Annotated in this window: 13 protein-coding genes and 1 pseudogene; 4 read left to right on the top strand and 10 right to left on the bottom strand. The window is 38.5% G+C overall.

All coding sequences use genetic code 11. The features are described from left to right. Nucleotides 1-53: 53 nt before the first annotated feature. A complete protein-coding gene (gene hfq / locus AC58NB_RS02220; protein WP_066104248.1) occupies nt 54-281 on the bottom strand; it encodes an RNA chaperone Hfq in 228 nt (75 codons plus the stop codon). Nucleotides 282-310: 29 nt separating this feature from the next. After that, nucleotides 311-1,261, bottom strand: coding sequence for a tRNA (adenosine(37)-N6)-dimethylallyltransferase MiaA (gene miaA / locus AC58NB_RS02225; protein ID WP_497425186.1), 951 nt, complete (start codon nt 1,259-1,261; stop codon nt 311-313). Between the two features lie 499 nt (nt 1,262-1,760). Between miaA and AC58NB_RS02230 the strand changes: the two genes are divergently transcribed. Further along, complete coding sequence (locus AC58NB_RS02230; protein WP_497425539.1) at nt 1,761-1,898, top strand: DUF3953 domain-containing protein; 138 nt, start codon at nt 1,761-1,763, stop codon at nt 1,896-1,898. A 4-nt stretch (nt 1,899-1,902) separates the two neighbouring features. On the opposite strand, the pseudogene brfA reads toward AC58NB_RS02230, so the two are convergent. After that, nucleotides 1,903-2,097: pseudogene (brfA, locus tag AC58NB_RS02235) on the bottom strand (ribosome rescue factor BrfA); the annotation flags it as partial. A 186-nt stretch (nt 2,098-2,283) separates the two neighbouring features. Here brfA and AC58NB_RS02240 point away from each other — a divergent pair. Then, a complete protein-coding gene (locus tag AC58NB_RS02240; RefSeq protein ID WP_497425187.1) occupies nt 2,284-2,700 on the top strand; it encodes a YkvA family protein in 417 nt (138 codons plus the stop codon). A 154-nt stretch (nt 2,701-2,854) separates the two neighbouring features. Here the strand turns inward: AC58NB_RS02240 and AC58NB_RS02245 are convergent, their stop codons facing one another. From AC58NB_RS02245 to AC58NB_RS02265, 5 genes are all read right to left on the bottom strand, one after another. Then, entirely contained in the window at nt 2,855-3,025 is a 171-nt protein-coding gene (locus AC58NB_RS02245; protein ID WP_497425188.1) for a hypothetical protein, read from the bottom strand. Between the two features lie 11 nt (nt 3,026-3,036). Next, the gene (mutL, locus tag AC58NB_RS02250) at nt 3,037-4,968 is read right to left on the bottom strand and encodes a DNA mismatch repair endonuclease MutL (protein ID WP_497425189.1); all 1,932 of its coding nucleotides are present in this window, start codon (nt 4,966-4,968) and stop codon (nt 3,037-3,039) included. A gap of 15 nt (nt 4,969-4,983) precedes the next feature. Further along, nucleotides 4,984-7,596, bottom strand: a complete 2,613-nt coding sequence (gene mutS / locus AC58NB_RS02255) for a DNA mismatch repair protein MutS (RefSeq protein ID WP_497425190.1) — start codon at nt 7,594-7,596, stop codon at nt 4,984-4,986. 102 nt (nt 7,597-7,698) lie between these two features. Further along, complete coding sequence (locus AC58NB_RS02260) at nt 7,699-8,298, bottom strand: outer spore coat protein CotE (protein WP_497425191.1); 600 nt, start codon at nt 8,296-8,298, stop codon at nt 7,699-7,701. Nucleotides 8,299-8,518: 220 nt separating this feature from the next. Continuing rightward, nucleotides 8,519-8,953: a DUF4395 domain-containing protein gene (locus tag AC58NB_RS02265; protein ID WP_497425192.1), complete on the bottom strand. Its 435-nt coding sequence runs from the start codon at nt 8,951-8,953 to the stop codon at nt 8,519-8,521. Between the two features lie 455 nt (nt 8,954-9,408). Between AC58NB_RS02265 and katA the strand changes: the two genes are divergently transcribed. After that, nucleotides 9,409-10,857: a catalase KatA gene (gene katA / locus AC58NB_RS02270; RefSeq protein ID WP_497425193.1), complete on the top strand. Its 1,449-nt coding sequence runs from the start codon at nt 9,409-9,411 to the stop codon at nt 10,855-10,857. Nucleotides 10,858-11,111: 254 nt separating this feature from the next. Here katA and AC58NB_RS02275 read toward each other — a convergent pair whose 3' ends face one another. Next, a complete protein-coding gene (locus AC58NB_RS02275) occupies nt 11,112-11,642 on the bottom strand; it encodes a hypothetical protein (protein ID WP_497425194.1) in 531 nt (176 codons plus the stop codon). Nucleotides 11,643-11,667: 25 nt separating this feature from the next. Further along, nucleotides 11,668-11,949 carry a hypothetical protein gene (locus AC58NB_RS02280; protein WP_497425195.1) on the bottom strand — a complete coding sequence of 94 codons (282 nt, stop codon included), beginning with the start codon at nt 11,947-11,949 and terminating at the stop codon, nt 11,668-11,670. Nucleotides 11,950-12,194: 245 nt separating this feature from the next. Here AC58NB_RS02280 and AC58NB_RS02285 point away from each other — a divergent pair, with 245 nt between their 5' ends. After that, nucleotides 12,195-14,297 carry a bifunctional metallophosphatase/5'-nucleotidase gene (locus AC58NB_RS02285; RefSeq protein WP_497425196.1) on the top strand — a complete coding sequence of 701 codons (2,103 nt, stop codon included), beginning with the start codon at nt 12,195-12,197 and terminating at the stop codon, nt 14,295-14,297. The last annotated feature ends 55 nt before the right edge of the window (nt 14,298-14,352 follow it).

Here is a 14,352-nt window from a genome sequence, read left to right on the forward strand (position 1 = left end):
ATCAGTAAATAAAAAACAGACTCCCTTTTTTGGGGAGTCTGCCGTACTTATCCTTAACCTTCAAGGTCAACTTGTACATTTTTTTGAGGAGCAAAAGTTGATATCGCATGTTTATATACCAATTGATGTTTGCCCTCTGTTTCAATTAAGACTGTAAAATTGTCAAACCCTTTTATCAGTCCGCGTAACTGAAAACCATTAAGTAAAAAAATCGTTACATAAACATTTTCCTTGCGTAATTGATTTAATATTTGATCTTGAATATTAATTCCTTGCTTCATCATTTTGGCCTCCTCTTTTCTCTCTATGTTTATCTATTCGCTTTTAAATCGAGCATTCCTGCCACTTCAATTGATATTTCTTCAGAAATTTTATCAAAGTTAGCCAGATCGGTTACATCAAACCAATGCACATCCATCTTATTTCGAAACCAGGTAAATTGTCTTTTTGCAAATCTGCGTGAGTTTCGTTGAATAGCTGATATGACATTTTCTCGTGTCTCAGTTCCCTCAAATAGACCTGCAAACTCTTTGTAACCTATTGCCTGCATCGATTGCGAATCTTTTAACCCTTTTGCATACAGATTTTTGACTTCCTCTTCAAGGCCCAGCTGCATCATGGTATCAACGCGTTTATTTATCCGATTGTATAGAAGGTCACGGTCCATTGTTAATCCAATCAGGGCAACATCATATAATAACGTTCTCTCTGTAGATTGTTCCTGATCACTAAAACGCTTGCCTGAATCATAAAATACTTCTAAAGCACGAATCACCCGTTTTGTATTATTAGGATGTATCTTTTCCGCAGCTATAGGGTCGATTTCAACAAGTGTTTGATATACAGCGTCAGAACCTTCCTTCTCAATTCGTTCTTCAAGTTTATGACGGATGTCTGGGTTTGCCGTGGTTTCAGGAAACTGATAGTCATAGAGAACGGATTGGATATATAACCCTGTACCGCCTACCAATATGGGCAATTTACCCCTATTCGTTATATCAGTAATTAACCGTTTTACTTCATGCTTAAAGTCATAAACATTATATGATTCAGATGGTTCGCGACAATCAATCAAATAATGAGGAATCCCTTCCATTTCATCTGCTGTTATTTTGGCCGTCCCAATATCCATACCTTTAAAGACCTGCGCTGAATCTCCACTAATAATTTCACCATCGAACTTTTTGGCTAAATCGATTGATAGCTTTGTCTTTCCTACTGCTGTTGGTCCAATAATCACGACCAATTTCTGCTTATTCATTTATCCTTCACACTGCCCTATTCATTTTTTCTTATCTTAACATAAATCGGTATTATCTTAACATGAGCAAGTTAACATCTAATAAGTATAGACAGATCAATTACTCTCTATTCATCTCTTTTTCATTCTTTTATTATCTCAGAATAACTTTACCTTTTTTCATGAAATTGAACACGTTTAAAATCATGCAGACAACTGGAGACAACTATACCTCACTTTAAATGTAGCCTTATCACCATAGTTCGAATACACACACAACCATACAATTCTAAAAAGGCAAAAAAGCATCCTTTAAAACTCATATAAATATAGAGAGACAGTGCTACTATTAGAATATCCTAACTTTTGAAGACGTAAACTTAAATTGGAGATAGATGGTAAACGGGCAATCTAGAATAATTGAGGAGATTGATTTGTGATACGACTCATACAGGGGTTAACTGGATTACTTGCGTTAGTCTTAATAGGGTATATATTTTTATTCAGAGTATTGATCTTGATGGAATTGCTTTTTCTCTGTTTATTCCTTTTATTTCTGATAACAGGAATTAGAGAATTTCAGGTCAAAAGGAATTTTCTTGGTTGCATGTATATCGTTGTGTCACTCCTGCTTTTCTTAATTCTAAAGCAGAGATGATACTAAAAAAGATTCCCTCATCCTCTTTAAGATGCTGAAATCTCTTTTTATGTTTAATTTGATTTACATGTTCCATCTTTGTTTTCGTCATCCTGGTACTCAAATCTATAAGATTTAGGCCACCACGCAGCGTTTCCGGATTCCGTTTACCTTCCCGCTCTAATTTTAACCGATATTTCTTTGCCCGACTTTTACTCATTATTCATCCACCTCTATTTTTTACAGGATAGGATTAGTATACACAGTTTTAGGGAAAATGACAGTAAGGTACTGAATTTCCGTTTAGAGGTAACCATAAACATTACTACTAGAATTCGCAGAAATCTTGTTAGTTAATAAAATTTACCTTAAAATGTATACAAGTTAAGGTTAGGAGGAATTAGATATGGACGAACAAAATAATAAAGGTAAACTCAAATATAAAAAATACTTGGACATGGCTAAAACTTATCTCAACAATAAGACAAAATCAAATGAGTTATTAGATGAAGCGACAACTAAATCGAACACAAACAAAAATGCATTAGAAGAAGTATGGGATAATCTTCAGTCTCTGATTGCAATGTTTCGTTCCTGGGTTAAAGGTGACTATAAAGAAATCCCTACCAAAACGATTCTTTCCATTATTGCTGCCATCATTTATTTCGTGTCACCTGTAGATTTTATACCCGATTTTATCGCTGGACTAGGTTTCGCTGATGATGCAGCCATCATCGGGTTTACCATTAAACAAATAACAGAAGAACTTGAGAAATTCAAAGTTTGGCAGGCTAAGCAAGAAAAAACGATTGATATAGAGTAAAATATGGGGTGCCTGAACAGTCATATTGGCTGATTGGCACCTCTTTTTTTCGGCCATTTGATTGATTTCGCTTCGAATTAAGGACTTAGTAAAACTTGAATAAAAGGCTTTACAAACTCATTTTTCCGAGCTTGATTTTTGTATATAAACTACTCTATATCTTAAAATTTAATTTTAACGTCTCGTATAACCGCTCCTTCCCAGCCAAATTATATCCCCATGTCACGAAGTCCACCGGATAACACTTGGCTCCATCAGCCGCTTCGCCAACAACAAAAAAGGGTGGCGGAAAACCAACTCGTTTTCCGCCACCCTTCATTTTCATTATTTACTCTATTACATAACCCGTTTAAACATTTTTTCCAGTTCATAAATGGAATAATGGACGATAATTGGACGTCCATGAGGGCATGTAAATGGATCATTGGTATGCCGTAATTCTTCCAGCAATGCACTTATTTCATCATTGCGCAAATGCCGGTTGGCTTTTATAGATCCTTTACAGCTCATCATGATCGCCGCTTCCTCACGTAATTTCTTTATATCCACCTTTTTCATTGTTAATACTTGGTGGACCATTTCATCAATGATTGTTTCTTCCATACCGTTTGGAAACCAAGTTGGATGGGCACGTACAATATAACTATTTAATCCAAATGGTTCTAAAAACACACCTACTTCTTCCAACTCTTCTTTATGCTCTTCCAATTTCACAAATTCATCTGTTGAATATTCCAATGTCATCGGAACCAACATCTCTTGCAGTTCTTTATTGACTTCTCCCACTTTATGCTTGAAGTACTCGTACTTAATCCTTTCCTGGGCAGCATGCTGATCAATCATATATAGCCCTTGATCATTTTGGGCTAAAATATACGTGCCATGCAGTTGTCCAATCGGATATAAAGGTGGAATTCGACTTTCTTGTCTGTCCTGATTTTCTTGAACCGGCTTTAATTCTTCTTCTTTTCGATCCACGAACGTTCCGATACTTTCGGAACCCGGTTCTGAACTGATAGTTGGTTCAGTCTCTTCTTGTACTTCGATTGATTCTGTAGCATTCTCGTATAGCTTTATAGAACTAGGAGCATCGACTTCCCGCTTTGGTTGTTCAGTCTCCGGTGGTTCATAAATCACCGAAAACCCTTCATTTGCCTTTACAATCGGCGGAACCTGCTTCTGGGGTTCAGGCTCCTTCGTTCTTTCCTCTGTAAATGTAAATTGAGTTTGTTCTATTTTGGCTTTTTCATCACGTTTAACAGGGGAACCCATCGGAATTAAGGTCTCTTTTTTAAACGTATTCCGGATTGTCTCACTGATTAATTCCATTAATTCTTGCTCTTTACTGAAGCGGACCTCCATTTTCGAAGGATGTACATTCACATCCACCAATAATGGGTCCATTTCAATATTGAGCATAGCTATTGGATAACGTCCAATTGGCAATAAGGTGTGATATCCTTCCATAATGGCTTTCGCGATTAAATAGTTTTTAATGAAACGTCCATTGACGAGTATCGTCATATAGTTACGAGAAGCTCTCGTCATTTCCGGGTGGCCGGCATAGCCTTTTATTGAAAAATCAAGTGTAGATGCTTCAAATGGCAGCATTTTTTGGGCGGTTTGGATTCCGTATATCCCGGCAAGTACCTGAAGCGGGTTGCCATTCCCTGACGTCTGCAATAAAGTTCTGTCATTATGAACAAGCTTAAAGGATACATTTGGATGAGACAGAGCTAGTCTATTTACAACATCCGTTATATTTCCAAGTTCTGTATGAACACTTTTTACATATTTTAGCCGGGCAGGCGTATTAAAAAACAGTTCACTAACTGTCATATCTGTCCCTTTACGGCTCGAAAAAGACTCGTGCGTTATGACTTTTCCACCCTCTAGTAAAAGTCGGGTCCCTGGCCCCTCTCCTGTAGAGGTCTTCAGTTCAAATTTGGAAACAGAAGCGATGGAAGGCAGGGCCTCCCCACGGAAGCCTAGCGTACGAATCCTGAATAAATCATTTTCATCTTTGATCTTACTGGTCGCATGCCTGTGAAAAGCATTCAAGGCATCATCGTCTTCCATCCCATCACCATTATCAATAATGCGGATCGATTCCAAACCGGCTTCTGTCACATAAATCTCAATGACCGTACTGTTAGCATCTATAGAGTTTTCTACTAACTCTTTTACAACAGATGCGGGTCTCTCCACTACTTCTCCAGCAGCGATTTTATTGGATAATAGATCATCTAACAGTACAATTTTCCCCATGCTGATTTCTCCCCCCTACTTTAATTTTTTTTGCAATGCATATAAGGTATTTAAAGCTTCTAAAGGATTCATTTCTAATATGGATAAGGATTTTAGCTCTTCCGCTACCTTCCATTCTTTCGATTGTTTGGATGAAGTTGTTGTTTTTTCTTCCTTCACCTCAGTAAAGAAAGACAACTGTGCCAGCTCCGCCGGTCCTTCAGTCTTTGGATCAGCTTCTTTGGAAGAGATGGCTTTAGGTTTCTTGTCCCCTTGTTCCAATACATTTAAAATCTCTTCCGCACGCTTGATAACCGTCTCAGGCATATCAGCAAGCTTAGCAACATGAATACCGTAACTGCGATCAGCAGGGCCATCAACCACTTTATGAAGGAAAATCACATTCCCATTTTGTTCAACTGCACGAACGTGTACATTTTTCAGCTTGTCCAATTGTTTAGATAGGGCTGTCAATTCATGATAGTGTGTGGAGAACAATGTAGCCGCTCCAATATGATGGTGAATATATTCAATAATCGATTGTGCCAATGCCATCCCATCATAGGTGGACGTACCTCGACCAATCTCATCAAATAAAAGCAAACTATTTTCAGTTGCATTTGAAATCGCATGGTTAGCTTCAAGCATTTCTACCATGAACGTACTTTGTCCTGATATCAAATCATCCGCAGCACCGATTCTCGTAAATACCTGGTCAAAAATAGGCAGAATGGCTTCATCAGCAGGTACAAAACAACCAATTTGAGCCATTATGGCTGTAAGTGCAACCTGGCGCATATACGTACTCTTACCAGACATATTCGGACCGGTGATTAATAATATTTCTTTCTTCTTATCTAAAAAGCAATCGTTAGGTACATATTCAATAGCTTTCAATACTTTTTCCACGACTGGGTGTCTGCCATTTTTAATGCTCATTTGACGTGTATGAGAGAATTGTGGTTTTACATAGTGATATCGCTCACTGATGGTAGAGAAGCATTGTAAAACATCCAATTCACTGATTTCCATCGCCAATTTTTGCAGCCGTGGAATATAATCTTTAATCTGGTCACGCAGTTCACAGAATAAATCATATTCAAGGCCCGTACTTTTCTCTTCTGCCTCAAGAATGATAGTTTCTTTTTCCTTTAACTCCGGAGTAATATAGCGTTCTGCATTCGCGAGTGTTTGTTTACGGTCATATCGCTCATCATTCAAAAGATGAAGATTTGCTTTTGTCACTTCCAAATAGTAGCCAAACACACGATTATATCCAATTTTTAATGAACGTATTCCTGTTCTTTCTCTTTCTTTTTGTTCCAGTTGGGCAATCCACGTTTTTCCGTTTTTGGATGCATCGCGATAACGATCTAAATCCTCATTATAGCCTTCACGAATAATACCGCCCTCTTTAATAGAGATCGGTGGATTTTCATGCAGAGCCTGCTCAAGTAAATCGGTCACTTCTTCACATGGATCCATACGGGATGCTATTTCTTTAGCCGTATTATTTGGCAGCCTTCCAATTACATCAATAATAGCCGGCACTTGCTGCAGCGAACGCTTGAGCTGTAATAAATCCCGGGCATTTACATTGCCATAAGATACACGGCCAGTCAAACGCTCCAAATCGTAAACTTCGTGTAAAAGCTCGCGAAGTTCTTCCCGTTCAAAAAATTGATTCATAAATGTATCGACCATGGATAAACGAGCTTCTATTTCAGATTCACTAATTAATGGGCGCTCAATCCACTGCTTTAATCTACGACCTCCCATGGCTGTCTTTGTTTCATCAAGGAGCCATAAAAGAGAGCCTTTTTTTCCTTTAGAACGGATGGTCTCCGTCAACTCTAAATTTCTTTTCGAATAATAATCGATTTTTAAATACTGTTCTGTTTCATATAATTCAACGGGCCGAATATGTTCTATATTTCTCTTTTGGGTACGTTGTATATAATTAAGCAAACGGGCGACTGTATGTTTCAAATCCGTTTTCTGAAGATCTTTTACCAGATGGCTAAACTCTGCTTTAGGTTCGGAATCCATTTCATAAGAGAGAGTGACAACCCCTCTCTCTTTTAATAACACTTCTTTTTCATCCCCGATATCAGACGGAACGACAACTTCTTTAGATCCAATCACTGATACCTCGTTTAACACATCTTTAAAATCAGTGAAATAGGTTACACGATTTTCACCTGTTGTTAAATCGATATGGGCAACTCCAAATGCAGCGTTATTCATATATGAAATAGAAGTCAGGTAGTTATTTTCTTTTTCAGCGAGACTTTTTCCTTCCATAACGGTCCCCGGTGTGATCAATTGTACAACTTCACGTTTAACAACCCCTTTTGCTGCTTTTGGGTCCTCCGTTTGTTCACAGATTGCCACCTTAAAGCCTCGGTCTACTAATGTTTCTATATAGGATTGCGCAGAATGATACGGGACTCCACACATCGGAATCTTTTGATCTCCTCCGCCGTTTTTTGCTGTTAATGTTATCTCAAGTTCTTTTGATGCCTTAATCGCATCGTCAAAGAACATTTCATAAAAATCGCCAAGGCGGAAAAACAAGAATGCATCTTGATAATCTGCCTTTATGCTCAAGTATTGTTGAATCATAGGTGTATAGGTTGCTACTGCCATTTTCCCAAAACCTTTCTTTCAGTCAAATATATAGAAGTATTATATCATAGGAGCCAAGCTGTTCTAACAACAAAAAAACTAGAGAGTTTTCTCTCTAGTTGCTTAAGACCTACTGCCTTTGCTCTGTTTCCTGCCTGATTCATAGGAACTGGACTCTTCACTGGATGATTCGCTGTGATCAAGGAAATCAGGATTGATTTCTGCTAATTCATCATCGTCTACATCTAGTTCCCAGCTTTCCTCTTCACTGCATGCATTTTCCCTTACTGCAACACACACTTTTGTTTCACCGATAATTTCCACTAAAAATTCACGTTCGACATGAACAGAGATTTTTTCACCATCTGGAGTGATTAGGCATTCAATGCAATTGGGCTGCTGCACAACTTTTGCAATAACTTCATTATCATCGTAAACGTTTTGATCCCGATATTTCAACTTGATAATATCTTTATAAGGCACCTTTTCTGTTCTAACCTCTGTTTTTGTATTATTGGAGAATGAATACCAAACATTGATATCATAGTACCCTGCGATTTCAACTTTTTTACCTTGTTTCCTGGCTTCATACGTATGATTAATAATCCAGCAGCCCAGTATACTGGTAGGATCATGATCCGGGCAAACCGTATGATTTGCCTTGGTAAACTTCCGTCCCTTTGCCACTACTGCCTTTGTAATAATTTCTCTATATTGTGACATTCAAGGTTACCCTCCTCAACCATTTTCATTTCATCCTATGCGTGATAAATGTCTAGTGTGCAAATTAATTATCAGTTCAACAAGGATTGCATGCTACAGTTTATGCCCATGCTGAAGAAAGGTGACCTTGATTTAAAAATTGGAGCAAGTTGTGCGCTATTCTTCTATATAAAAAGAAAAAAGAGAATCTTGTCTTATTCTTAAGATTCTCTTTCTTCTCTTATATTGTTTTGTTTGCTGATCTTTTGTACATATATTGCTGCCACTGAAAACGGATAAAACAGCCAACACAGAATCCAAGTATAGCGACAAATGATGCAACCGCGACTAAACCTGTAAATAGATAGGCTGCCACATTCCATCCAAGCAGAAAACTAATTAAACCGCCAGCAAGGCAAATAACGGCGATCCATTGATTAAATTGTTGCTGGGCCCATTCTTCCGGAATATATTCAGAAGGTTTTTTTCGTAAAAACAATTTTCCGGCTTGCATAATTGGATTAAAACCCATTAATAAACCCATAATTCCTGCAATTAAAGGGAGGGCTAAGATCCATTCATTTCCTGTTACCCATGTAGCGACAACACTAAGAAAAATCACCCATTGATTCAAACGAACCAGCGGTCTTGGAACCGTGCGAACAGCCTCCGTCATTATATCAAACCTTTCCCATTTGTTTTATAAGTTATATTTCATCTTACTCGGAATCACCCTCATTTGAAAGGAAAACCATTCCTGAAAACTTATTATTTATATGGATACAACCAACCTTTGGTATCAACTGGAAAATTAGAGAGCATCAAAAATCCAAACAATGCTTAATTTACTAAATACCTTTTGGTCAAAGAGGAAGGATTTTTGAATCCCCACAAAAAGAAAGAATAAAAAAAACGCACTTTAATTCCCTTATTGAGAATGTCCTGAATACCTTTCAAACTATCAAACAAACTCATGCCACCAATGGGATTTACCTTTATCTTCAAACTAGTTTTCTATCAGAAATACAAACGCTATTTATAATAATTTTAAACAAATAAATGTTTTTAATTGATAAAAAGAAAAAAAGTAACTATAATAGGTTTATCTTACGAAAAAGGGTGGTATAACTAATGTCCAAAAAATTAACAACTAGTTGGGGAGCTCCTGTTGGAGATAACCAGAATTCCATTACAGCTGGAAGACGCGGACCAACTTTAATTCAAGATGTTCACTTATTAGAAAAATTAGCTCACTTTAACAGAGAACGTGTACCTGAGCGTGTCGTACATGCAAAAGGTGGCGGAGCACATGGTTATTTCGAAGTTACAAATGATCTAACTGAATATACTAAAGCTGCTTTCCTATCTGAAGTTGGGAAAAAAACTCCATTGTTCACTCGTTTTTCAACAGTAGCAGGTGAACTTGGTTCTGCTGATACTTTGCGTGACCCACGTGGATTCGCAGTTAAAATTTATACCGAAGAAGGCAACTATGACATCGTTGGTAACAACACTCCTGTCTTCTTTATCCGTGATGCGATTAAATTCCCAGATTTTATACATACACAAAAAAGGAATCCGCAAACACATTTGAAAAACCCTGATGCAGTTTGGGATTTCTGGTCTCTTTCACCTGAAGCATTGCACCAAATTACCATCCTAATGTCTGACCGCGGGATCCCTGCTACTTGGCGTCATATGCACGGATTTGGAAGCCACACATTCAAATGGACGAATGCTGAAGGCAAATCCGTATGGGTTAAATATCACTGGAAAACAGAACAAGGAATTAAAAATCTAGCTACTGATTTAGCTGCTGAACTTGCTGGTACAAACCCAGACTACCATATTGAAGATTTATTCAATGCGATTGATGCTGGAGATTACCCTGCTTGGAAATTATGCGTACAAATCATGCCGCTTGAAGATGCCAATACGTATCGTTTCGATCCATTCGATGTAACTAAAGTTTGGTCTCAAAAAGATTATCCTTTAATCGAAGTTGGCCGTATGGTATTAGATAGAAACCCAGAAAACTATTTTGCTGAAGTAGAGCAAGCTACGTTCTCTCCTGGTAATTTTGTTCCTGGTATTGATGTATCACCAGATAAATTATTACAAGGCCGTTTATTCGCCTATGCAGATGCTCACCGTTACCGCGTAGGAGCAAACCATAATCACTTGCCAGTCAACCGTCCTAAAACAGAAGTGAATAACTACCAACGTGACGGACAAATGAACCCAAGTGTTAATGGCGGCTCATCTGTATATTACGAGCCAAACAGCTTTGGAGGACCGAAAGAATCTCCTGAAGATCAACAAGCTACTTTTGAAGTAGAAGGTTATGCTGCAAGCACTGCTTATGATAGAGATGATTTCTACACACAAGCTGGTGACCTATATAGATTGTTAAGCAGCGAAGAACGCGCTAACTTAGTTAACAACATTGTTGGTGCTATGCAAGGGGTATCTATACCTGAAATTATCGAACGTCAAATTCAGCACTTCTACAAAGCTGATCCTGAATACGGAACACTAGTAGCTGCTGGATTAGGCCTAACAGTAACTGAAGAAGTTTAATAGATTTATAGATTTATCATTTTAACTATTGAAATTCTCAATTATATTCTCATATTCTCAATTAAAAAGAGGTACTGCGACATGCAGTACCTCTTTTATATACCTTTTTTCAGGTATTAATTTACTAATTGATATATGGTTATAGAAAGGAAACACCCCTACTGCCTATTCAACTAACTTTCGAAAAAAGGGACGATTATTCAATCAATTCGAGCGTTCATGACTAGCCCCCGCCCTCCTATTAGCATTTTAAGTTATTTAACAATCTTTACCATCTGCCTAATGGCTCCTAAGTGGTATGCGGCATGGGCTAACGCCCCTAAGAGGTTAGTAGTCATTGAAGAATTAAAATTATGCTCCTCAGTAATGTATTTAGTTATCTTCATGTACTCATGATGAAGTCCATTCTTTATTTGCTCCCATTCATCTTTTGTCACCACTCCAATTTTCCAACTCTCATCCCAATCAAGATTCTCCGTCTTACCCTCTAATGATTGGTTATTGGCCCATAAGTGGTAACGTGTATGATCCGTATGGGCGGCAATTGTCACACCTTCCACTAGTACGGACGCTTCCTCAAAGCTTAAAGAATCAATAGTTCCGAACAATCCGCTCCCAGGCTTTGATTCAGTAAACCAACTCCCATTTCCTTTTGGCCCTTCAAATGTTTCACTTAATAAGATCTTAATTCCTTCATTATTCATGTCTTCACCCTTCCTATTCATCATTTCATTATAGTCACTATTCCTATTCTTCAGAATTAAATTAAGAAGTAAATCATTCATGTTCTTATAATTGTCCCTTTGATGGCTAAGCAATAGTTTTTAGCCAGATTAAGACGCGAATGAAATGAAATGGTTCAAACCAGCTAATCAAAAAGAGCGCGATAAAAAATGAACTAAGTGAAACAAATTTTAAAATTCCTTTTTCTTGTTTAAAAAACGCCACAAAACTAAAGACAATCCCAATCAAACAAGAAAAAATCCCCAAAAGAAAGGTCATTTCAATATGATTCTCTAATCTCCCCGCTAAACCGATTAATACCAGTCCCACTAACACGAAGCCCATTGACGATAAACTGAATTTTCTCACCATCACACCTCCAATATAACTTTAACGCCACTAGGTATAATCTGTTTTAGGCCTAACTTGATATATAGAGGGTCGATCCCTTAACCATAAAGGAATCTTATAATGGATAATAACGTAAATGACTGCTAAATAAATAGTTCTAAATAACCATTTATCTGAAAATTACGTCGATTCCCCCAAAAACTATTTATAATCAGATATAAGACCAATCTCTTGGTCATATCAAATAAAAAGGGGCGCGATTTATGAAGTTACGATTGAAGTTTTTCCGTCTATTTGCCGTTGTCACAATGGCTGCCACGCTGGCTGGAACATTAGTTGTTCCGAATGTGGATGCAAAGGCAGCTAACCGGCAGAGTGAAGCTCATTTTATTCAGGAACTAGGTGTTTCGTCTCAAAGTGTTAAGAAACAGGAATCCTTAACCCGAATTGATGCGGCAAATCTGATGGCGCGTGCATTAAAGCTTGATTACCAAATAGCACCAAAGACAGGTTTTACGGATGTGCCAAAATCGTCCCAAAAAGCTGTAAGCTCGCTATTCCATGCTGGAATCCTTGAAGCCAAAAGCAAGAATAAGTTCGGCAGTCACGAGACTTTAACTCGCGGCGAACTTTCAGTTTGGATTGCCAAGGCTTTTGATTTAAAAGGTAGCACAGAAACAGTCTTCACTGATGTACCTAAGAAACACCGAGAAAGAATTGGTTCTATCGTTCTCTATGGCATCGCTGAAAGCATTTCTGCTACAGAATTTGGCTATAGCCAAAAGGTTAGCCTATCTGAATTTATTACCATGCTGCAACTAGCATTAAAAGCTCCTGATTATCAATTACGTGTCCTTCATGTCAACGATACGCACGCCAACATTGAAAATACACCTCGGCAACTAACCGCAATCAATCAACATCGCAATGGAAATACTAATAATCTTCTTCTCCATGCCGGCGATGTGTTCTCTGGCACCCTTTATTTCAATGAATTTAAGGGGCTAGCCGATTTAGAATTGATGAATCTCGCCGAATTCGATGCGTTTACCTTCGGCAACCATGAATTTGACCTTGGGACTGAGACCTTGCTACCATTTGTACAAAATGCCAAATTCCCATTTGTAAGTGCGAATGTTAATTTCAGCAAGGATACCCTCATGAAGAATCTTCAAAATAACGCATATACCGGAAAACCTCATGATGGAAAAATCTATGACGGTATCATCAAGAATATTAATGGTGAGAAAGTCGGCATTTTCGGTTTAACAACAGCTGAGACTACCAGTATTTCAAGTCCCGGTGATGTTAGGTTTGAAGAGTATATCGCTTCAGCAAAAGCATCTGTGAAAGCATTCAAGAAACAAGGGGTTGATAAAATCATTGCCCTTACCCATATTGGCTACAATGATGGCGGCGGTGACAATGATCTCGAGCTGGCCAATCAAGTCGAAGGTATCGACATCATTGTCGGAGGCCATTCACATTCACAGCTGGATCAGCCAGTCGTTGTGGATAAATTCAAAGAGCCAACTATTATCGTCCAAGCAAACGAGTATTCCAAATATCTAGGGGAGCTGGATGTAAGCTTTGATAAAAAAGGAAAAGTCATTGCCTATGAAGGGGAGCTGATAAGCATTGAAGCCAAGAATGCGGATGGTTCTTATGTCTTTACCGAAAACCCGGCAGCAGCTCAAATTCTAGCGAAGTACAAGCCAGTTGTTGACGCAAAGAAAAAGCAAGTTGTCGGCACAACAAGCGTTGACCTAATTGGGGGCAATCCTGCTGCAAGAACTGGCGAAACAAATCTTGGCAACTTGATTGCTGATGGGATGCTTGACAAGGCAAAAGCTATTAACCCAAATACAGTAATTGCCCTCCAAAATGGCGGCGGTATCCGGACAACCTTAAAGGCTGGACCAATCACATTAGCGGACGTGATGACAGTCCTCCCATTCAGTAACGCACTTGCAATCATGGAAATTAGCGGAACTGAATTGAAAACAGCACTTGAACATAGCGTTAGTGCAGCTCCAAGCGCTAGTGGCGGTTACCTGCAGGTTGCAGGCATGCACTTTACCTATGACAGCTCTAAACCAGTAGGCGCACGCGTCCAATCAGTAGAAATACTCCAAGATGGAGAATATACACCACTCTCTGATACAGAAACCTACTTCGCTGCCACGAACATCTTCACCGCTAAAGGCGGAGATGGCTTTTCCGTCTTCGCAGATATTTACGCGGATGGCCGTGTGAGCGAACCAGGCTTCGTTGATTGGGAGATCTTCTCCGATTACATCCAATCCTTCCCTGAACAAACTGTATCACCTAATGTTGAAGGCAGGATTATGGATGTAACTAATTAAAATTAGAGTTCCAGATAAACAGACTAAAGGCATCAGTGTTTGACTGATGCCTTTT

It is taken from the genome of Pradoshia sp. TA40_28 (assembly GCF_059694525.1).